Annotated in this window: 20 protein-coding genes; 8 read left to right on the forward strand and 12 right to left on the reverse strand. The window is 72.9% G+C overall.

What is annotated here, in order from left to right; all coding sequences use genetic code 11:
• Positions 1-9: 9 nt before the first annotated feature.
• Entirely contained in the window at positions 10-561 is a 552-nt protein-coding gene (locus QRY02_RS33895) for an HD domain-containing protein (protein ID WP_285986869.1), read from the forward strand.
• Here QRY02_RS33895 and QRY02_RS33900 read toward each other — a convergent pair.
• The 6 genes from QRY02_RS33900 to QRY02_RS33925 form a co-directional block, all read right to left on the reverse strand.
• Positions 558-974: a WD40 repeat domain-containing protein gene (locus QRY02_RS33900; RefSeq protein WP_285986870.1), complete on the reverse strand. Its 417-nt coding sequence runs from the start codon at positions 972-974 to the stop codon at positions 558-560. The genes QRY02_RS33895 and QRY02_RS33900 overlap by 4 nt on opposite strands.
• Positions 962-2,509, reverse strand: coding sequence for a DUF1707 domain-containing protein (locus QRY02_RS33905; protein ID WP_285986871.1), 1,548 nt, complete (start codon positions 2,507-2,509; stop codon positions 962-964). Before QRY02_RS33905 ends, QRY02_RS33900 begins: the two co-directional genes overlap by 13 nt.
• Before the next feature lie 39 nt (positions 2,510-2,548).
• Positions 2,549-3,814 (reverse strand): RNA polymerase sigma factor, encoded by a 1,266-nt coding sequence (locus tag QRY02_RS33910; RefSeq protein ID WP_285986872.1) that lies wholly within the window; start codon positions 3,812-3,814, stop codon positions 2,549-2,551.
• 39 nt (positions 3,815-3,853) lie between these two features.
• On the reverse strand, positions 3,854-4,204 hold the full coding sequence (locus QRY02_RS33915; RefSeq protein WP_285986873.1) for a YciI family protein: 351 nt from the start codon (positions 4,202-4,204) through the stop codon (positions 3,854-3,856).
• Between the two features lie 4 nt (positions 4,205-4,208).
• Positions 4,209-4,634: a YciI family protein gene (locus tag QRY02_RS33920; RefSeq protein WP_285986874.1), complete on the reverse strand. Its 426-nt coding sequence runs from the start codon at positions 4,632-4,634 to the stop codon at positions 4,209-4,211.
• 99 nt (positions 4,635-4,733) lie between these two features.
• The gene (locus QRY02_RS33925; protein WP_285986875.1) at positions 4,734-5,450 is read right to left on the reverse strand and encodes a DUF6193 family natural product biosynthesis protein; all 717 of its coding nucleotides are present in this window, start codon (positions 5,448-5,450) and stop codon (positions 4,734-4,736) included.
• Between the two features lie 51 nt (positions 5,451-5,501).
• On the opposite strand from QRY02_RS33925, the gene QRY02_RS33930 reads away from it, so the two are divergent.
• From QRY02_RS33930 to QRY02_RS33940, 3 genes are read left to right on the forward strand one after another with little or no spacing between them, the layout of a single operon-like run.
• Complete coding sequence (locus tag QRY02_RS33930; protein ID WP_285986876.1) at positions 5,502-6,482, forward strand: small ribosomal subunit Rsm22 family protein; 981 nt, start codon at positions 5,502-5,504, stop codon at positions 6,480-6,482.
• Positions 6,483-6,503: 21 nt separating this feature from the next.
• The gene (locus QRY02_RS33935; RefSeq protein WP_285986877.1) at positions 6,504-6,710 is read left to right on the forward strand and encodes a dihydrofolate reductase family protein; all 207 of its coding nucleotides are present in this window, start codon (positions 6,504-6,506) and stop codon (positions 6,708-6,710) included.
• On the forward strand, positions 6,707-6,895 hold the full coding sequence (locus tag QRY02_RS33940; RefSeq protein ID WP_285986878.1) for a dihydrofolate reductase family protein: 189 nt from the start codon (positions 6,707-6,709) through the stop codon (positions 6,893-6,895). The genes QRY02_RS33935 and QRY02_RS33940 overlap by 4 nt, the downstream gene beginning before the upstream one ends.
• A gap of 16 nt (positions 6,896-6,911) precedes the next feature.
• Here the strand turns inward: QRY02_RS33940 and QRY02_RS33945 are convergent, their stop codons facing one another.
• The gene (locus tag QRY02_RS33945) at positions 6,912-7,748 is read right to left on the reverse strand and encodes a maleylpyruvate isomerase N-terminal domain-containing protein (protein WP_285986879.1); all 837 of its coding nucleotides are present in this window, start codon (positions 7,746-7,748) and stop codon (positions 6,912-6,914) included.
• A gap of 412 nt (positions 7,749-8,160) precedes the next feature.
• Positions 8,161-10,707, reverse strand: a complete 2,547-nt coding sequence (locus QRY02_RS33950) for a CHAT domain-containing protein (RefSeq protein ID WP_285986880.1) — start codon at positions 10,705-10,707, stop codon at positions 8,161-8,163.
• A 96-nt stretch (positions 10,708-10,803) separates the two neighbouring features.
• On the opposite strand from QRY02_RS33950, the gene QRY02_RS33955 reads away from it, so the two are divergent.
• The gene (locus QRY02_RS33955) at positions 10,804-11,085 is read left to right on the forward strand and encodes a hypothetical protein (RefSeq protein WP_285986881.1); all 282 of its coding nucleotides are present in this window, start codon (positions 10,804-10,806) and stop codon (positions 11,083-11,085) included.
• 11 nt (positions 11,086-11,096) lie between these two features.
• On the opposite strand, the gene QRY02_RS33960 is transcribed toward QRY02_RS33955, so the two are convergent.
• The 3 genes from QRY02_RS33960 to QRY02_RS33970 are packed head-to-tail and all read right to left on the reverse strand — an operon-like array spanning position 11,097 to position 13,779.
• Entirely contained in the window at positions 11,097-11,582 is a 486-nt protein-coding gene (locus QRY02_RS33960; protein ID WP_285986882.1) for a hypothetical protein, read from the reverse strand.
• On the reverse strand, positions 11,579-12,154 hold the full coding sequence (locus QRY02_RS33965) for an RNA polymerase sigma factor (RefSeq protein WP_353068011.1): 576 nt from the start codon (positions 12,152-12,154) through the stop codon (positions 11,579-11,581). The genes QRY02_RS33960 and QRY02_RS33965 overlap by 4 nt, the downstream gene beginning before the upstream one ends.
• Positions 12,151-13,779 carry a S8 family serine peptidase gene (locus QRY02_RS33970; protein ID WP_285986884.1) on the reverse strand — a complete coding sequence of 543 codons (1,629 nt, stop codon included), beginning with the start codon at positions 13,777-13,779 and terminating at the stop codon, positions 12,151-12,153. The genes QRY02_RS33965 and QRY02_RS33970 overlap by 4 nt, the downstream gene beginning before the upstream one ends.
• A gap of 200 nt (positions 13,780-13,979) precedes the next feature.
• On the opposite strand from QRY02_RS33970, the gene QRY02_RS33975 reads away from it, so the two are divergent.
• Positions 13,980-17,144 (forward strand): SpvB/TcaC N-terminal domain-containing protein, encoded by a 3,165-nt coding sequence (locus QRY02_RS33975; RefSeq protein ID WP_285986885.1) that lies wholly within the window; start codon positions 13,980-13,982, stop codon positions 17,142-17,144.
• Here QRY02_RS33975 and sigJ read toward each other — a convergent pair.
• Positions 17,113-17,979 (reverse strand): RNA polymerase sigma factor SigJ, encoded by an 867-nt coding sequence (sigJ, locus tag QRY02_RS33980; protein ID WP_285993990.1) that lies wholly within the window; start codon positions 17,977-17,979, stop codon positions 17,113-17,115. The genes QRY02_RS33975 and sigJ overlap by 32 nt on opposite strands.
• Before the next feature lie 226 nt (positions 17,980-18,205).
• Here sigJ and QRY02_RS33985 point away from each other — a divergent pair, with 226 nt between their 5' ends.
• Positions 18,206-18,625 carry a carboxymuconolactone decarboxylase family protein gene (locus QRY02_RS33985; RefSeq protein WP_285986886.1) on the forward strand — a complete coding sequence of 140 codons (420 nt, stop codon included), beginning with the start codon at positions 18,206-18,208 and terminating at the stop codon, positions 18,623-18,625.
• Complete coding sequence (locus QRY02_RS33990; RefSeq protein ID WP_285986887.1) at positions 18,622-19,413, forward strand: SDR family oxidoreductase; 792 nt, start codon at positions 18,622-18,624, stop codon at positions 19,411-19,413. Before QRY02_RS33985 ends, QRY02_RS33990 begins: the two co-directional genes overlap by 4 nt.

The raw sequence follows: 19,413 nt of genomic DNA on the forward strand, positions 1-19,413 counted from the left end.
GCTGGGCGGATGAGTGAGTCACTGGCGTCCTTCGGTTACGAGCTCGGGCTCTTGAAGCGCGTCCGGCGGTCCGGCTGGTGGCACGCGGGGGTCCGCGACCCGGAGTCGGTCGGCGAGCACAGCCTCCGGGCCGCGCAACTGGCGGCGCTGATCGCGGCGGAGGAAGGAGCTTCGCCGGAGCGGGCGGCGTTCTTGGCGGTCTGGCACGACACGCAGGAGACGCGCACGGGCGACCTGCCGCTGACGGCCGTGGACTACCTGCGCAAGCCGGAGCCGAGGGAGATCACGGCGGACCAGACGGCGTCGCTGCCGGAGAAGTCCCGGGACCTGGTTCGCGAGGCCGTCGACGAGTACGAGACCCGCGAGTCGGCCGAGGCGTTGTGCGCCAAGGACGCGGACAAGCTGGAGATGCTGCTGCAGGCGCTGGAGTACCGGGACATCGGGGTGCGGCCGGTCGACGAGTGGATCGAGTCCGCACGGAAGGGGCTCAAGACCGAGACGGCGCGGAAGATCGCCGAGGCGGCGTTGACGCTCTCGCCGCTGTCCTGGCGAGGTCGCTAAGCCAGCCGGCGAACCCCCACCGTGGCGTAGTCGGTGGCCAGCCCCAGGACCAAAGTCCGGTCCGGGAGCGCGACGGCGCTGAGGATGTCGCCCCGCAGGGCGTGCCGGTACGGCAGGACAGCACCGTCCCGCAGGTCCCACGCCATGGTGTTCTCCGCGGAGCCGGCGGCGACCACGACCGGGGTACCGTCCGGCAAGGAAGTGCACACCACGGCTTCTTTCGCGTGGACCAGGCCGGTGATGGTGTGGCGCAGGGCGCCGCTCCGCAGGTCCCAGACCCGGATCTTCTTGTCCGTGCTCGCGGACACGGCAACCGGGGTGCCGTCGGGGAGCACCGCGGTGTCGATCGAGCTGACCGGCTGGGTGCGGCCGGTCAGCCGGAACCGCATCACCCCCGTCTTCAGGTCCAGCACCCTGAGGTGTCCGTCCCGCCCGCGACCACCACGACCGGCGTGCCGCCGGGGAGCACCACGGGGACCGCCTTGCCGAAGGAGTAGTCGTCGGAACAGTGGTGGAGCAGCTTGTGGTCTCGCAGATCCCACGTTTGGATCGCCTTGCTCCCGTTGTGGGTGACCGCGACCGGAGTGCCGTTGGCCAGCGACAAGCACCGCACCGCGCACGAGTTCCTGGCCGGTTTCGGCAGTGCCCCGCGCGGCGATCCGTCACGGAGGTCCCACACCCTCACCGTCCGGTTCGGGCTGACCGTGACTGCGACCGGGACACCGTCCGGGAGGACCATGGCCGCGACACCCCGCACGTCGTGGGTGTGACCGCTGAGCGTGTGCCGCAGCGTGTTGTCCGTGAGGTCCCATACCTTCGCGGTGTTGTCCCGACCGCCGGTGATCGCCACCGGGGTACCGTCGGGCAGCATCAGAGCCGTCAGTGACGCGAGGCCGGCCTTGTGCCCACCCAGCGACCGCTGGCGTGGCGGCGTCTCCTTCCGCCGGGCAACCGGCTCCGGTTCGGCCGGAGCCGGCTCTGCCTCCTCCGAGGAAGGCCGAGCCCGCTCCAGGGCATTGGCAGCCGCGACGGTGCGGGCGCCCCACACCAGGAGCCCGACGATCACGATCACCGAGGCCACCGCCGTCACGATCGCGGCGGACGCGAAACCCGAGTTCGCCAGGAAGAGTACGAGGTAGAACAAGGGAAGGAAGCCGATACCGGCGGTCACGGCGGCCCGCTGGCCGGCTCGCACCGTCGGCACCCACCGCGTCTTGGCGACCTCGACAGGCGGCGCGGGCTCCGCGGAGGTCGACGGCGGCGGCAAGTCCGCCACCACCCTCGCCAGCTCGTCACGCAACCGCGCCGCATACACCGCACGCACCCGCTCGTCGAACTCGGACAGCGCGATCAGACCCGCCTCCACGGCGTCTTGCAGTTGCGCGACAACGGCTTCCCGGTCGGCGTGGGACGCACGTGGTGAGCGAGCCGCGCCCGCACCCGTCGGCAAGTCGGCCACCAACGCGGCGAGCTGGGCATCGGTGCCCGCCCGCCGGACGGCCGCCAACCGGTCGTGCTGTTCGGCCGGATCCAGCAGCCCACCGGCCACCGCAGCCTCGATGCGCGCGATGGCCTGATCGCGTTCGACGTGGCTCGCCTTCGCGTCCAGGTCGCCGACAACAGCCTCGACGTCGGCGTACGTGACCGCCCGGTTCAGCAGCTCCTCGGCGTCGGCGTAAGCGCTTGCCGGGAGCCGACCGTCGGTCAAAGCACCGGCCAGCTGGACCAGCGCCCGCTCCCGGTCCGCCCTGGAAACCCGCGCGGTCAGATCGGCGACGGCGGGCGTCAGGTCCTTCCGCACCCGGGCGGTCTGCACCACCTCCAGCCGCCGTTCGTACTCGGCAAGGTCGATCCGGCCCTCCCGCAACGCTTTGTCCAGCGTGCCGGTGGCTTCAGCGCGGGCGTCGTGTCCGATGCGGACGTCCGCGCGACGTCTTCCGCCTGCCATCGCGGGAGCATAGCGACCAGATCCGGCAAATCGGAACGGCTAACGGCCCACCGCCGTCGCGCGGTCCAGCAGCAGGGCGCGCTCGCGGGAGTTCTCGGTCATCTCCGCCGCCCGCCGGAACTCCTGCTCGGCTTCCTCGAGCCGGCCGACCTTCTCCAGGAGGTCGCCGCGGACGCTCGGCAGCAGGTGGTAATCCTTCAACGCCGCCTCCGCGGCGACGGCGTCGACGACCGCCAAGCCCGCCTCGGGGCCGTACGCCATCGCCACCGCGACGCCGCGGTTCAGCTCGATCACCGGGGACGGCTGGAGCTTGCCGAGGCCTTCGTAGAGCGCCGCGATGCGGGCCCAGTCCGTCTCCTCGGCCGTGCGCGCCCGCGCGTGGCAGGCCGCGATCGCCGCCTGCGCGGAATACGGGCCGTACGCGCCCTCGGCGATCTGCTCGGACAACGTCAACGCCGCGAGGCCGTGCTGGATCAGGAAGCGGTCCCAGCGGGAGCGGTCCTGGTCCAGCAGGAGCACCGGTTCGCCGTTCGGGCCGGTGCGGGCCTTCGCGCGGGACGCCTGCAGCTCCATCAGCGCAACCAGGCCGTGGACCTCCGACTCGCCCGGCATCAGCCCGGCGAGCACGCGGCCGAGCCGCATCGCCTCTTCGCAGAGCGCCGGCCGCATCCAGTCGTCGCCGCGGGTGGCCGAGTAGCCCTCGTTGAACACGAGGTAGAGGACTTCGAGCACGGACGAAAGCCGTGCGACGCGCTCGTCGCCCTCCGGCACCTCGAACGGCACCTTCGCCGCGGTCAGGGCCTTCTTCGCCCGGACGATCCGCTGGGCGATCGTCGATTCGCGGACCAGGAAGGCACGCGCGATCTCGTCGGTGGTGAGGCCGCCGACCATGCGCAGCGTCAGCGCGACCCGCGCCTGCGTGTTCAGCACCGGGTGGCAGGCGACGAACAGCAGGCGCAGGACGTCGTCCTCGATGTGGTCGTCGAGCGCGGCGTCGAAGTCGGGCAGGACGCCCTCGCCGAGCTGCTGGTCGCGGCCGACTTCCTCGAGCTTCTCGGCGTACCGCTCGTTGCGGCGGAACTGGTCGACCGCGCGGCGCTTGGCGATGGTCATCAGCCACGCGCCGGGGTTGCGGGGGACGCCCGAATCCGGCCACTGCTCCAGCGCCGCGACCAGGGCGTCCTGCGCCAGCTCCTCGGCGAGACCGACGTCACCGCGGGCCATCCGGGCCAGGCCCGCGATGAGCCGCGGCGACTCGATCCGCCAGACCGTTTCGACCGTTCTCCGGGTGTCCGCAACCGTCACCCGGCCATCAGACAGGGTGATCTTGCGCGGTGCAACCCACTACTCGCTGATCGGGCGGATCTCCAGCACTCCCTCCCCCGGACCGAGGTTCGGGACCTGCTTCATCAGCTCGACGATCTCGCCGAGGGATTCGCCCTTGAGCACCCAGAAACCCGCGATGAGTTCCTTGGTCTCCGCGAACGGGCCGTCGATGACCTTGGGCTCCGCGTCGCCTTGGAACACGACGCGCGAGCCGTCCGCGCTGGAGGTGAGCCCCTCGGCGAGTTCCATCCGGCCCTCGGCGACGAGCCGTTCGTTGAACTTCGTCATCTCGGCCAGTTCTTCGGCGCTGGGCTGGAACCCGGCCGCCTCCGACTCGGGACTCGCCTTCACGATCACCAGGAACCGCACGGCGTCACGCCTGCCCGGCGGACTGCGCCCGCAGCCGGCCTTCCAGTTCGGCGACTTCCGGCGTCATGTTCTCGAAGTCGGCCGCCTCGGCGACGCGGCGGATCTCGACCTCACCGGACTGGCCGTCGGGGTTGGGCATCCGCTTGATCCACTCGATGCACTCTTCGCGGTCACGGCACTGGAGGATCCAGAAGCCGCCGACGAGCTCCTTGGTCTCGGCGAACGGACCGTCGACGACCTTGGGCTCCTCGGTGCCGGAGAAGACGACCCGCGCGCCCTGCGAGCTCGGCGTGAGCCCTTCGCCGGCGAGCAGGATGCCGGCCTTGACCATCTCTTCGTTGAACTTCCCCATCTGCTCCAGCAGCTCGGCGCTGGGGCCCTGGCCCGCCTCGGAGTCTTCGTTCGACTTGACGATCACCATGAACCGCATCGCGGTCTCCTCTCGGTCTGGTCTTGCCTACGCGTCGAACGGCCCGGCCCCGGATCGACAGCTCCCGCAAAAAACTTTTCGCGCCGGAAAACTAGCAGCTCAGCGCGGATCCGTGGGGACAATCCGGACAGGGGAGCGCCCGACCTCCCCGGGCGACGGCACGCCGAGGCGGTCCAGCTCGGCCACGCACACCCGGACCGCTTCGGCGGCGTCGTACGTGACGCCGGGTTCCTCCCGCCGATCCTTCGCGACGACGGTGAACCGGCCGTCGCGGGCCGACCGCACCCACGGGCCGGGCACCCGGTACTCGTCCGCGGTCGGCCGGAAGGACATCCAGTACATCGACGTGAACGGGTACATCCGCCGCAACCTCGGCTCCCGCATCGCCGCCTCGACGAACTCGCCCAGGTCGTGCCGGTCGTACGCGCGGCGGAACTGCCACGCGAGCTCGATCCGGTCGCCGCTCTCGTACGCGTCCGCGATGTCGACGAAGTCGGCGAACGGCCACGCCGCGGCCAGCTCCCGCGCGGTGGCGCCGCCGAGCCAAGCCGCGGCGGAGCCGGTGACCTCCGTCAGGTCGGTCGTGGCCAGCCAACTCAGGTGCGTCCCGCGCAAGAGGTGCCGCACGCGGAACAGCCGCTCGCGCACGAGCGGCAAGACCTTCACCGCCCGGTCGCCCTTGCTGACCGTGGCCGCAAAGCCGCCGAAGGCGCCCCGGGCGTCCAGCAGATCGATGTCGCAGCCGGGACACGCGGCCCGGAGCACGGCCTCGAGACCACCGGCGTCGACGAGGTCCTGATACGGCGATTCCCCCATGCGCCCAAGCTACCTCCGTGGCCCCGATGAGCCCCGGCTAATCTGCCCGTCGTGGCGGTACTCCCCGACGATCTCTCCTCCGCGCTCGACGCCGAGCTGGCCCGGCACCCCGTGGCCCGGCTGACCCAGGCCGTCGACCGGCTCAGCACGCGCTACCGCCAAGGTGACGCGGCCACTTCGCCGATCCTCAGCTCCGAAGCCGACGTCGCCGCGTACGCCGGCTATCGCATGCCCGCGACCTACGCCGCCGTGCACGCTGTGCTCGCCGAAGCCGCGTCACGCGCTCCCGGCTTCGAGCCGCGTACCCAGGTCGACGTCGGCGGGGGTACCGGTGCCGCCGTCTGGGCGGCCGCGGCCGTGTGGCCTTCGCTGGTCCGGTGCACCGTGCTGGAGCAGGTTGCCGGAGCCGTCGGGCTCGGCAAGCGGCTCGCCTCCGGCGCCGGACGAGCCGCGGTCCGGGACGCCGAATGGCGGCGCGGGTTCGTCGACCCCGCCGCGCCGGCGCCGGAAGCCGACCTCGTCACGCTGTCCTACGTGCTCGGCGAACTGCCGGACGCCACCCGGGCCGACGTCGTGCGCTGGCTGGCCGCCAAGTCCGGAACGGTCGCGCTGATCGAGCCCGGCACGCCGGCAGGCTACGAGCGGATCCGCGCCGCCCGCGCGCAGCTGATCGAGCTCGGCCGGCACGTCGTCGCGCCGTGCCCGCACGATGCCGCGTGCCCGATCGTGCCCGGCGAGGACTGGTGCCACTTCGCCACGCGGCTCCCCCGCTCGGGACTGCACCGGAAGCTCAAGGCGGGCACGCTCGGGTTCGAGGACGAGAAGTTCGCCTACGTCGTCGCGTCGCGGACCACGCCGGAGCGGCCGGACGCGCGGATCATCCGGCACCCGAAGAAGCACAAGGGCTGGGTGGCGCTCGACCTGTGCACGCCGGACGGCCTGAAGCCCGGCGTCGCCGTCTCGAAGAAGCAGGGCCCGCGGTACCGGGCGGCCCGGGACGCCGAGTGGGGCGACGGCTGGTCTTCCGCCTGATCCGGTGGCAGGGTGGCGGCCATGGGGCGGATCATCGCGGAGATCAGCATGTCGGCCGACGGCATCGTGGCCGGTCCGGACACCAGCACCGAGCACCGCCTCGGCAAGGACGGCGACCTGCTGCACGGGTGGATGTTCGAGGGCACGGCCGCCGACGCCGAGGTCGCGGGCCGGCTGTTCGACGGCACCGGCGCGTTCGCCGTCGGCCGCCGCACGAGCCGGTGGTGAAGGGCCCGACGACTTTCACGTTCGTCACCGAAGGCCCCGAAAGCGCGCTGCGGCAGGCAAAAGCCGCGGCGGGCGAGGACAACGTGGTCCTGATGGGCGGCGGCACCACCCTGCGGCAGTTCCTGCTGGCCGGCTTGGTCGACGAGCTGCGCCTGCACGTCGTCCCGCTGCTGTTCGGCACCTGACCTTCCGCGTGCGGAACTAGGGCATCCGGACCGTCCGCAGGAACGCCGGCAGCAGCCACGGCCGCGGGCCGCCGATTCGCACGCCGCCGAGCAGGGCCGCGCGGAGGTGGGAAATCCGGCCGAACATCATCGGCACCAGCACCGCCGGGTCGAACCGCAGCCGGACGTCCGCGGTGCCGTCCGGCTCCTCGTACCGCAGCCCTCCGTGCTGGAGCGCCAGCACCGCCGGTCTCGTGTACGCCGACCGGAACTCCACCGCGATGCGACGCGGCGACGGCGTCGCGTCGTCGAGGAGGTGGCCCATGTCGTTGCGGACCATGCCGAACAGGAACAGCTCCAGGAACAGCGCCTCGAGCCGCGCGGGGATGCGCCACGGCTGCCCGAGGACGCGGGCGATGTCGAGGCCGTGGATCAGCATTTCGTTGACCAGGTGAGCGAGGACGCCCGCCACCGGCACCCGGGAGCCGCCCAGCCACCAGACCGGCTTCTCCGGGTCGAGGTCCGCGCTGACCAGCAGCACCTCGGCGATGTCCGCGCGCAGCCGCGCGGCCAGCCGGACCGGGTCGCGTTCCGGGTGGAGCTCCAGCGCGAGCGCGTTCATCCGGGAGATCGTGTCGACGCTCGCCGTGTCGATCGGCTCTTCGAGACCCGGCAGCGGGAGCGGGCCGCCGTCGCCGCGGATCATCGCCGTGTACATCAGCGCGATCATCCCCACGTGCGACGCCGCTTCGGCGATCGACCACTCGCCGAGCGCTCGCGCGTGCGGGTCCCCGACCCCGGTCAGCAGGTCGGCGAACCGGCCGCCGACCTCGGGCAGAGCCGCGCGCACCTGGTGCCACTGTTCGACCGTCACGGCTTTCGACGCTAACGCGCGGGCACACCGGCCCGGATCTTCGAAGGTGCGGTTATTTTCTGGGCTGCTCGAGGCCGGGGTCGAGCCCGTTGTCCGGCCGACCCGCACTCCGGCACGGCCATCGGGCAGGACCTGCGCGTCGACGGGACGGACTCCGTCGTGCTGCTCCACCGTGAGTAGGGAACTCGCAGCGGTAACCGGCCAGTCGGGGGGCGTGCCGGCCGGTTACCGCCGCACCGAGGAAGAGGGAACCCTGCGTCAGGAATGACGCGCGGCCCCCGGCTTCACTCGATCGAGTGACGCCAGGCCGGATCGGCCAGGTTCCCGTTGACATACGAGCCCGGGTGGGTGGCGGGCAGCGGCTGCCGGTCGCCGCGACGCCGGAAGACGCCGGAAGACGCCGGAAAGGGAATCAGCTGCGGCCGAAGCAGACGAACGGCATCAGCGGCTCCGCCTTGGCCGCGTCCGCCAGGGCCCGGGCCGGGGGCGTGCCGACCGCCAGCGCCTGGTGGAACGCCAGCATCACGCCGCCGGCGGTGCGGTCGTCGACGCGGGCCACGCTCGAGACCACCGTGCGGCTGCCGCCGTAGAGCAGCGCCGCCGTGAAGCCGAGGACTTCGTCGCCCGCGCGGACCACCGCCTGGCCGACGTCGCACGACGACAGCACCACCTGCTCCGGTGCCGTCGCCAGCTGCTGGACGTCGTAGGCCATCAACGGCCCGTCGGCCAGGTTGAGCCGGGAAAACAGCACGTTCTCCTGCTCGTGGTGGCCGTGCGCGGCGAAGTGGGCCAGGCGGCAGCCGTCGAACGCCTTGAGCGTGGCCGCGACCGTCGCGTCCGGGCCGATCAGGACCTCGGCGTCCGGGTAGAGCGGCGCCAGCCGGGTGACCTCCGCCTCCGCGTGGGTCAGGTCGGAGCCCGCGACGAGCAGCGGCGCTCCGGTCGCCCGGCCGGACCGGCGGCCCGCGTCGAACCAGGCCGACGACGACGGCGTGACCGTCACCGGGCGGCCGTGCAGCGTCGGCAGCAGTCCCCACGGGATCGCCGAAAGCGCACCGGTCGGCACGACGACGACGTCGAGGTCGCCGAGCCGGGACGCCAGCGGGGCCAGCAAGACCGCGTCCAGCGCGGTGACCTGCGTCCGCACCGAACGGCGGATCACCCGGTCCAGCTGCGGCGGCAGCTGGCGCCCGCACAACGCGTCGAGGTCGCTGTGCAGCCGCGCGACCGGCTCCGCCACGGCCGACGCCGGGCCGAGCTCGACCAGCGCCACCCGGTGGTTCGCGAGCACCTGCGCGCACAACGCGCCGCGGTCGGCGAGGAAGCAGACCATCGCGCTGCCGGTCGCCGCGAGCTCGTCGCCGATCTCGCGCAGCTTCGCTTCGGCGTGGTCGACGTCCACGCCTTCGGCCTGCCAGCCCTTGGCGCGGATCTCCCGTTCCAGCGCGGCACACCGCTTCACGGCCTGGGTGTCCGGCTTCCCGGCCAGCTCGCCCGCGCGGATCTGCATCGAGAGGAACCGCAGCTCGGCGACGGCGTCGACGATCTCGGGGTGGGACGGCGGGCGCACCGGCCGGAACCGGAACGCCTGGGCACGGGAGCGGTCGAGCCAGCGGAACACCACGCCCGGCGAGCGCTGGGCGAGCGCGGCGGCGAGCCCCGCGTCGGCGAGTTCCTTGCCCAGCGACGTCGTCCCGGTCTGCAGGTCGACGCTGCCGAACCGGCTGCGGTGCCGCTGCAGCTGCGTCAGCCCGGCCCGCGCGTTCGCGAACGTGATGCGCCGGTGGCCGGTCGCGGCCCCGAGCTCGGCCAGCGCGAGCCGCCGGACCAGGCGGTTTTCCAGCGGCGCGGTCCGGCGGTCGCGCGGGGCGATCCCGGCTCGGGCGCCGTCGAGGTCGCCGAGGGCGATCCGGGCCCGGGCGGCCAGCAGGGCCGCGATCTCCGCGTCGTTGCGCAGGCCCAGCGCCGTGAGCCGGTCGGCCAGCGCGGTCGCCTCCGCGCCGACGCGGGCGATCCGCCGCCCGGCCGCGAAGTCCGCGCGCAGCACCGTCAGCTGCGCCACCGCCGCCCAGGTTTCGTTGCCGCGACGGCGAAACCGGCGTTCGGCCCGACCGGCCCAGCTGCGCGCCGCCGCCGGATCGCCGCTCGCCAGCGCGGCCAGCGCCCTGGTCAGCTCGGCTTCGGCGTGTTCCTGGTTCATCCGCAGCCGCGGGAACTGCTCGAGCGCGGCGTCCAGTTCGGCGGCGGCTTCGTGCGGCAGCCCGGCGGCCAGCAGCGCCCGCGCCTTGTCGACGGCGAGCACCGGCAGCATCCCGACGCTCCGCTCGGCGTAGAACCCGCTCGCCGCGTCGAAGTCGCGCAGGGCGCCGGGGATGTCACCGGTGAGCACCCGCGCCTGGCCGCGGCCGTGCGCGGCCTTGGCGAAGATCCGGGCCAGGCCGTCTTCTTCGGGATGGCCGGCCCCGATCTGCTCGCACTGGTCGAGGTCGGCGAGCGCGAGCCGGACCCGCCCGGCGTACTGGTGCAGCATCGCGCGGTTGAGCAGCGTCCTGGCGAGCACGACGAACTCGCCGGCCTGCCGCAGCAGCGGGATGGCCTCGTCGAAGCACACCAGGGCTTCGTCCATCCGGCCGATCAGGATGAGCACGAGACCCCGTTGCTGGCGCAGGATCCCGCGCCCGGCGTCCGACACGAGGGCGTCGGCCTCGTCGAGCAGCGCGAGCCCGCGGGCGCTGTGGCCCAGCGCCGTTTCGACGGCCGCGTAGGTGCCGAGCACGCGCGTCGCGAGATCGGGCCACGCCGGCCACCCTTCCGGTGGTTCGGTGGCGGGCAGGCCGAGCAGCCGCGCGGCGGACCGGATCAGCCGGCCGCCGACCACCGGCTGGCCGTTGTTGGTCGCCGCGACCGCCCGCCGGTGCAGGTCGCGGACCCGGTCTTCGACCCTCGGCGACGCGACCACGGGCTGCCCTTTCGGCCGGGGAAGAACGCCCCGGATCGTACCTCCGAGTCAGAGGTACCAGGCAGTTCCCGGACACCGGGTCAATACTGTGGCTGAATGCCCCTTCCCGTGCCGACGGTCATCGAAGCACTGCCGCCCCGGTACCGCGGGATCGTCGTGGAGCTGCTCGACGACCGCGCCCCGGATCTGCTGGCCGCGTTGCGAACGCAGGCGAAACCGACGCTCGTCCAGCAGGAAGCCGTGCTCGAGGTGCTGGCCGACGCCTTCGTCGACCACCTCGGCCCGTGGGACGAACCCACCCCGCGGGGCGCGCTCATCGACGACGCGCTCGGAGCGTTCCTCGAGCGGTGGCCCGCCGAGGACCTCGCCGAGCGGTGACCCGCCCCGCGTCAGAGTTCGATCGCCGGGGTGCTCACCGTCCTCGACCGGTCCACCGTGCGGACGAGGACCTGCACCATGCCGTGCGGCACCCCGCTGACCGCGAACCGGCCTTCGGCGTCCGAGGTCGTCGTCAGCGTCCCGTCCTTGGTGCGGACCTCGATCGGGTGCCCGGCGGGCGGGGTGAGCCAGCCGTCCAGGCGGATCGTGCCGCCCGGTTCCGGGCTGACGTTCACCATGATCGTCAGGCTCTCGCTGTCGAACGTGATGAGCCTGCCCTGTTCGGCGGCGCTGCGCGCACCGGCGAGCTGCTCCAGGTCGCGAATGCGCATCACCTCCAGGTCGACGTCCTCCAGCCGGATCGCGAACCGGATCTGGTCCACCAGCGTGGCGGGCATCGGGTCGGCGTCTTCCCACAGCTCGCGCACGCCGGCCAGCAACCGGAGGTCGAGCTCGTCCAAGGGCTCGTTCGCGCCTGGTGGTTCGACGGTCGTCACAGCCAATCTCCTTCGCCGTTGGCGAGTAGCTGCTCGCGCAGGCGCGCGAGGCAACGTCCCCTGGTCGGGCCGATACTCCCCCTCGGCATGCCCAGCCGGGCGCCGACTTCGGCGTAGTCCGGCCGGTGCACGAACGCCACGATCCGCAGCAGGCTGCGGCAGCGTTCGGGCAGGTTGTCGACCGCGCGCCACAACCGCACGCGCTGGTCCTCGCGCAGCACCCCCTCCTCGGGTGCCGGCGATGCTTCGGAAAGCCGCTCCGGAAGGTCCGGCAGCGGCCGCTCGATCTGGCGCTTTTCCCCCGTGCGCCAGGCCTCCCGCTTGGTGACGGTGATCAGCCAGCCGGTCAGCGCGACCGGCGAGCGGATCTCCGCGAACGAGCCGAGCAGCCGCAGCCACGTCGTCTGCACGACGTCGGCCGCGTGCTCGGCGTCGAGCCCCTGATCACGCGCCACCTGCCAGAGCAACGGCGTGAGCAGGGAAATCAGCTCGTCCAGCGCCGCGCGGTCGCCCTCCCGCGCGGCGTCGAACAACGTCGCCACGCGCGCGTGGTCGGTCCTGGCCACGTTCACAGCGAGCCCAGCGCGGTCCAGGCGCGCTTGACGACGGTTTCGCGGTCGACCGTGTCGAGGTCCCCGGACTGCAGCAGGGCCTTGCCGAGCTCGGCGGCGGCCAGTGGCGCGGCGAACGACGTCCCGTCCCAGACCGCGAAGCCGGCGCTGTAGTCGTCGGGGTCGAAGGAGTTGCGGCCGAAGCCCGGCACCTCGTGGTCGGCGGCCGCGGTGCCGCGGACGTCGGTCGGGTAGGTGCTGACGACGCCGGCGCCGGTCGCCCAGGCCCGCACCCACGGGCCTTCGTTGGAGAACAGCGCCTTGCTCGCGGTGACGTCGGGGTTGAGCGCCCCGACGCTGATCACCTGCGGGCCGCTGCCGCCGCCGAGCGGCTGGTCGGCGAAGGCCGCCGGGTAGAACCGGCGGGTGGTGGCGTCGTTGCCGGCCGCGGCGACGACGAGCACGCCGAGGCCCAGCAGCTCCGCGATGGCCGCGCCGAACTGGCCGGTGTAGGCGATGTCCGCCGGGTTTTCCTCGTAGTAGCCCAGCGACAGCGAGACGATGTCGACCATTTCGTCGGGCCGGTTGTCCGCCTGGGCCGCCCGGACGCGGTCGGCCAGCAGGTGCAGGGCGAGCAGCACGTCGGCTTCGTACGCGACGCCGTCGCTGTGCACCACGCGGATCGCGAGGGTGTCGGCTTCGGGGCAGGCTTGGCGGACGATGCCGGCGATGAACAGGCCGTGCCCGGTGTCGGTGTCGACGTCGCCGATCAGCGGCTGGCCGGTCGTCGGCGCGTCCCAGTGGTCCGAGAGCAGCTGGGTCGGCAACGCCGGGCCGGCGGCGAGCTCGGCCTGCAGGATCGCCGCCTGGATGCCCGGCGCGACGGCGAGCCCCGAGCCGGCCGGCGGCGGGACGCTGCGGTCGGTGAGGCCGAACCACGGGTGCGGGCCGATGCCGGTGTCCAGCACCGCGATCACCGGCCGCCGGTGCCCGGGCTCCTCGCTGCGGTAGGGCGGCGCCGCGGCCAGCGTCACCGGAATCCGGTTGGCGCCGCGGGTGCGCCCGTAGGAGCTGCCCGCGCCGAACCCGCTGGTCTCCCACGGTGTGCCGCCGAGGCCGCTGGTCTCCCACGGCACCCCGCCGAACACCGGCGTGGTGAACAGCAGGTGCTCCGGCGCGATCGTGGCCGCAACCTTCGGGTCGAGCTCGGGCCGCTCGCCCGCCGACGCGGACCGCAGCAGCTGGAGCGCTTTCCAGCAGTCGACGACGACCGGGCCGGCGTCATCGCGGACGCGCAGCAGGGCGCGGACGGGCAGTTCGCCGAGCTGCCGGACGCGGTCGGCCTCCTTGGTGTCGCCCACGCCGGCCGGCTCGGCGTAGAGGCCGATGCGGGCCAGGACGCCGTTGATCGCGGCCAGCGTCTGCTGGTCGCGGAGGTACCGCTGCGGGATGAGGAACACGCCCGGCCGGTACACGGTGGTGCGCGGGGCCGGCTGCCCGGCCGCGACGACGGCCGTCGCCGGATCGAGCACGCGGGCGCCGTGCCGGTCCAGCAACTGCCTTGGCGGGGCCGGGAGCTCGTTGAGCGTGCTCGCGTCCTCCACCGCTGCTTCCGCGGTCTCGTCCCGTACGAACCTGACGACCATCGGGTCCACCCTCCTGCTGCCTCTGCCCCCGCCACTGATCACCAACGGCACCGGGAAAGACCCGCGGGCCGCCATTGGGATACGACACGAACGTCACGAATGCATAACGGCGACGGCAAACGGGTGACGACGTATCTGGCGCCCCCGCCTCACCCACTTGGCCCTCCGGAAGTCACGGATCCACCTGCGGGGAGATCACCATGGTTGTGCTCCGGCCGAGCACGCACGAAGCCGCCTTCACACCGGAACCGGCGACCGGCGGCGGCTGCTTCACGGTGCCGCTCGACCTGCCGCCCGGTCCCGGCGGCAGCGCGCCCGCGCTCGCGCTCCGGTATGCGACCGGCGCGCCGAACGGCCCGTTCGGCGGCGGGTTCACCCTTCCCCTGCCGCACGTCGGGCCGGCCGACGAGCACGCGCCGTCCGGGACGGCGGGCCGGCTCGTGCGCCGCGGCGACGGCTTCCTGCTCACCACGGACGCGGGCCTGCGGCACTTCCTCGGCCCCGGTGACGGCGCCACCTGGTACCTCGACCGGACCGAGGACGCGTTCGGCACCACCGCGACGTTCGGCTGGGCGCACCACAGCGGCCAGGCCTACCTCACGCGTGTCTCCTACGGCCCGTACGAAGTGGAGTTCGCCTACGAACCGCGGCCGGACGTGCTGCGCCGGGGCCACGACGGCACCCTCGTCACGACGGCCCTGCGGTGCGCGCGGATCGATCTGCGGGTGCCCGCCTCGGCGCGGCCGCTCGTGCGGCGGTGGACTCTCGGCTACGACGCCGACGACGTCACCGGCGCGTCCCTGCTGACGTCGGTGGCGCTCACCGGCTTCGACACCCACGGCACCGAAACCGCCGCTCCGGTCTTGCGGCTGGCCTACGCCTCGGTGGCGGCCCCGGCACCGCGGCGGGTCCGGCTGACCGCGCGGGCGCGGGGCAACGGCGGGGTGTCCGTGCTCGACGCCGTGCCCTACCACTCCTTCGAAGACCTGCCCCGCACCGGACGGCTGTGCGAGATCGACAACGGGACGGGGCTGCGGACCGCGATCGAGTACTCGACCGTCGCCACGGTGCCGGTGGTCCGGCGGGTCTCCCGGCGCGAAGCGGCCACCGGCCACGTGGGCGTGACGGAGTTCGAGTACCACGACAGCCGGCTCCCCGTCTTCGGCCGCGTGGTCCAGGACGACCTCGGCGACGAGTACGCGCCCACCCTGCGGACCGTGCGCTGGTTCGGCGACGAAGGGCTCCTGGACAAGGAGGAGACCTACGGCCTCGACGGCTCGACGGCGGCGGACCGGCCGTACCGCCGCGTCGAGCACCTTCGCCGTCCACAGTGGACGCGCTCGGTGACGACGGTGTTCGAACGCCGGGAGATCCCGGTTTCGGTCACCACGAAGGAGACGGCCTTCGACACGGCCGGGAACCCCGCCCGGGAGGTGGAGACGACCGAACGGCCCGGCCGCGAGCCGGTCGTGCGGGAGACGCGGACGAAGTACGCGGTCGATCCCGAACGCCGGTTCGCCGCACTTCCGGCCCGGGTCCGCCAGGTCGACGGAACCGGAAAGGTGTTGTCCGACAGGATCTTCCGGTACGACGAAGAGCCCGACGGCTTCGCCGGTTCGCACGGCTTCTGCACCGCGCGGGAGGAGCTGGTGCTCACCGACGCGCTCGTCGCCGACGTCTACGGCTCGCACCGGCCCGACCTGCGCCACCACGGCTACCACCGCCGTCCCGGCGAGGAAGGGTGGTGGGTCACGACGTTCCACGGGCGGCTCGGCACCGTCGCCGGCCTGCGCACCACGACGACCGATCCGCTCGGCCACACCCGGGAGGTCCGGTATTCCGCCGACCACTGCTTCCCCGAGGTGACCACGGACCCGCTGGGGAACGTGACGATCACGCGCCACGACGTCCGCACGGCGCAGGTGTGCCGGGTGACCGATCCGGCGGGGGCGGTGACCACGCTGACCCACGACCCGCTGGGACGGCCCGAAACGGTGGTGCAGCCGGGCGATTCGGCGGACCTGCCGACCGTCCGGTACCGCTACGACCACAGCGGGCCGGTGCGGGTCACCACCGAGGAGCGCGCGGTGTCCGGCGAGGCGGAGGTGCTGGTGACCGCCGAGCTGCGCGACGGCGCCGGGCGGCTGCTGGAGCGGCGGCACGCGGAACTGCTCGGCGACGTCGTCGACGAACACCACGAGTACTGCGCGCGGGGCCTGGTGTGCCGCACGAGCCGGGCGTTCCGCGACGGCGATCCGCTGCCCCCGCCCGCGGAGTTCCGGTACGACGCACTGGGCCGCCCGCTGGAGGTCCGCGAAGACCACCACCCCGAAAGCGGCGTGCACGATCTGCTCGGGCGGGAGCTGCGCGGCGAGGACGGTGTCGTGCACGTCCGGAACGCGGCCGGGGACGTCGTCGAGTCGCGGACCGCGGGCGGGCACACGGTGTTCCGGGTCCGCGACGCGGCCGGCCGGGTGGTCGCGGTGCTCGTCGACGACCCGCGCGGCACGCCGGTCACCACGTTCACCTACCACGACGGCGGGCTCACGGTGCCGCGCGGCGCGGGGCCGCACAGCTGCGGTCGCCTGGTGCGCGTCACCGACGAATGCGGGGTGACCCAGTTCGGCTACGACGCGCTCGGCCGGCCGGCGGAGCTGCGCTGGCGCCCGGCGCACGTCGCCGTCGAGTACCGGCTCGACGTGACCCGCCGGGCCGACGGGCGGGTGTCGGAGGTGGCCTACCCCGACGCCGGCGACGGGCGGCTGACCGTGCACCACCAGTACGACGAGGTCGGCAGGCTGGTCAGCGTGCCCGGCTTCGTCGACGCCGTCGCCTACGACCTGAGCGGGCGACGCACCGCGGTGCACTACGCGAACGGCGTCAGCGAGCACTGGGCCGGCGGGCGGCACCTGCTCACCGGCCCGAACGGGCTGGTGCGCGACATCGAGCCCGGGCCCGCCCCCTCGGTGTTGCCGCCCGGCAGCGAAATCCGGGACGCGTTCGGCCGGCTGCGCGGCGTGCACGGCGACGACGGCGTCAACGCGCTGTACAGCTACGACCACACCGGCCGCCGCGTCCGCACCCTGGTCACCCACGGCTCGCACATCCACGAGGTGCTGACCCCCGACGACCGGTACGCCATCGAAGACGGCGAGCTGGTGGTCGTGGTGGCGGGCGCGGTGCGGCGGTACGCGGACGGCCGCACCCGGTACCTGCACTTCGACGACGCCGGCGGGATCGCCCTGGTGACGGACGAAACCGGCGCCGACGCCGAGGACGTCAGTCTTGTCGGACTGGTCGGACTTGTCGGTGCTGCCGGTCTTGCCGGTGTGGTCAGTCCAGCACGGCCAGGTCCAGCCGGCTGAGGCGGTCCGGGTCGGCGAGGATGTCGATCTCGACGATCCGGCCGCCCGCGACCGTGAAGCCCAGCACCGAAAACGGCCGGCCCTCGCGCGTCGCGACCACGCCCGCCGCGCCGTTGACCAGCGCCCGGTGCACCACGCCGCCGCCGGCGCCGAGGCGCGAGAAGGTCAGCGCCTGGTTCGCCACCGCCGCGGCGCCGCGGACCTCGGTCGAGCCGCCCTGCGCCGCGCCGCGGTCGGCGCGCAGCACGACCTCGGGGTCCAGAACCGAGACGAGCGCGTCGAAGTCGCCGCCGCGGGCGGCCGCCAGGAAGGCGTCGACGACTTCGCGCTGCCGGGCGAGATCGGGGTCCGGCGCGACCGGGGCACCCTGGACCCGCCGCCGCGCGCGGCTGGCCAGCTGCCGGGTCGCCGCCTCGGACCGGCCGACGACCGGGGCGATCTCCTCGAACGGCATCGCGAACATGTCCCGCAGCACGAACGCCAGCCGTTCGGCCGGGGTGAGCGTGTCGAGCACGACCAGCAGCGCGAGGCCGACCGAGTCGGCCATCAGCGCTTCGTGTTCGGGGCCGTCGTCCTCGCGGCTGACGATCGGGTCGGGCACCAGGGTTTCCCACGGCTCTTCGCGCCGCGCCTTGCGGGAGCGGAGCATGTCGAGGCAGACCCGCCCGACGACGGTGGTGAGCCACCCGGCCAGGTTTTCGACGGCCGCGGTGTCGCTCCGGCTCAGCTTCAGCCACGACTCCTGGACGGCGTCCTCGGCTTCGGTCAGCGAACCCAGCATCCGGTAGGCGACGGACCGCAGGTGGGCGCGGTGGGCTTCGAAGCTGCGGGCCAGGACATCGGCTTTTGCGGGGGTCTGGGTGGCGGAGCCCCCAGCCTGGGGCGAAGCCCCAGATGTCGTCTCGTTCACGGGGGTTCGTCCTTTCGCGGTGCGATCACCACCTTGACGAACGCGGGCGCAGATTTGTGACAAGGATCCGTGACCGGGTCACGTTTGACCTGGAGCGCGCTCCAGCACCTAGCGTCGTTCGAGACAAGATCGCTGGGAAAAGGAACCCGACATGACCGACGAGCGCTTCGAACGTGGCCTGAAGACCCTGACCGAGATCGACGGCGAGAGCGGGCAGCGGGTGATCGACGCGCTCGCCGACGTCTCCCCCGCGCTGGGCGAGGCCGTCGTCTCCTGGGGGTTCGGGGAAATCTACTCGCGGCCGGGGCTGGCGCCGCGCGACCGGCAGCTGGTCACCCTCGGCATGCTCACCGCCCTCGGCGGCTGCGAGCCGCAACTGGAAGTGCACGTCAACGCGTCGCTCAACGTCGGCCTCACGCCGGCGGAAATCGTCGAAGCCCTCCTGCACTCCGCTGTCTACTGTGGATTCCCCAAGGCGCTGAACGCGACCTTCACGGCCAAGAAAGTCTTCGGCGAGCGCGGGTTGCTGCCGATGACCGCTCCGATCAACGAGAAAGGCGACAAGCGGTGAACAGCCGATTCGCAACGCAGACAGAGCTTTTCGATCTGAGCGGTAAGCGCGCCCTCGTCACCGGTGGCACCCGGGGCATCGGGATGATGATCGCGCGGGGGCTCCTCCAGGCGGGCGCCCGCGTGGTCATCAGCTCACGCAACGCGCAAGCGTGCGCTCAGGCGCAGGAACAGCTGTCCGAGTACGGCGACGTCCGGGCGGTCCCCGCCGATCTGTCCCGGCACGAAGAGTGTGAGCGCCTCGCTCAGCTCGTCACGGCGGACTCCGGCAGTCTCGACATCCTCGTCAACAATGCGGGCGCGATGTGGGACGAGCCGTTGGCGACGTTCCCGGACGCGGCCTGGGACACCGTCCTCGACCTCAACCTGAAGTCGCCGTTTTGGCTGGTGCAGGCGCTGCTGCCGGCCCTTCGCCACGCCGGGACCGCCGACGATCCCGCGCGGGTCATCAACATCGGCAGCATCGCCGCGATCCACATCCCCCAGCGGCCCAACTACTCGTACTCCAGCAGCAAGGCCGCGCTGCACCAGCTCACCAGGGTGCTCGCCAAGGAACTGGGCCCGCAGCACATCACGGTGAACGCGGTGGCGCCGGGCCCGTTCCCGTCGGCGATGATGGCGGCCACCCTCGACGAGCTGGGCGAGGCGATCGCGGCGGCAGCGCCACTACGCCGGATCGGCCGCGACGACGACATGGCGGGTGTCGCCGTGTTCCTCGCCAGCCGGGCAGGCGCTTACCTGACGGGCACCGTCGTCCCCGTCGACGGAGGGATCGCCACGACCGCGTGA

The organism is Amycolatopsis sp. DG1A-15b, from assembly GCF_030285645.1.
GTDB lineage: Bacteria > Actinomycetota > Actinomycetes > Mycobacteriales > Pseudonocardiaceae > Amycolatopsis.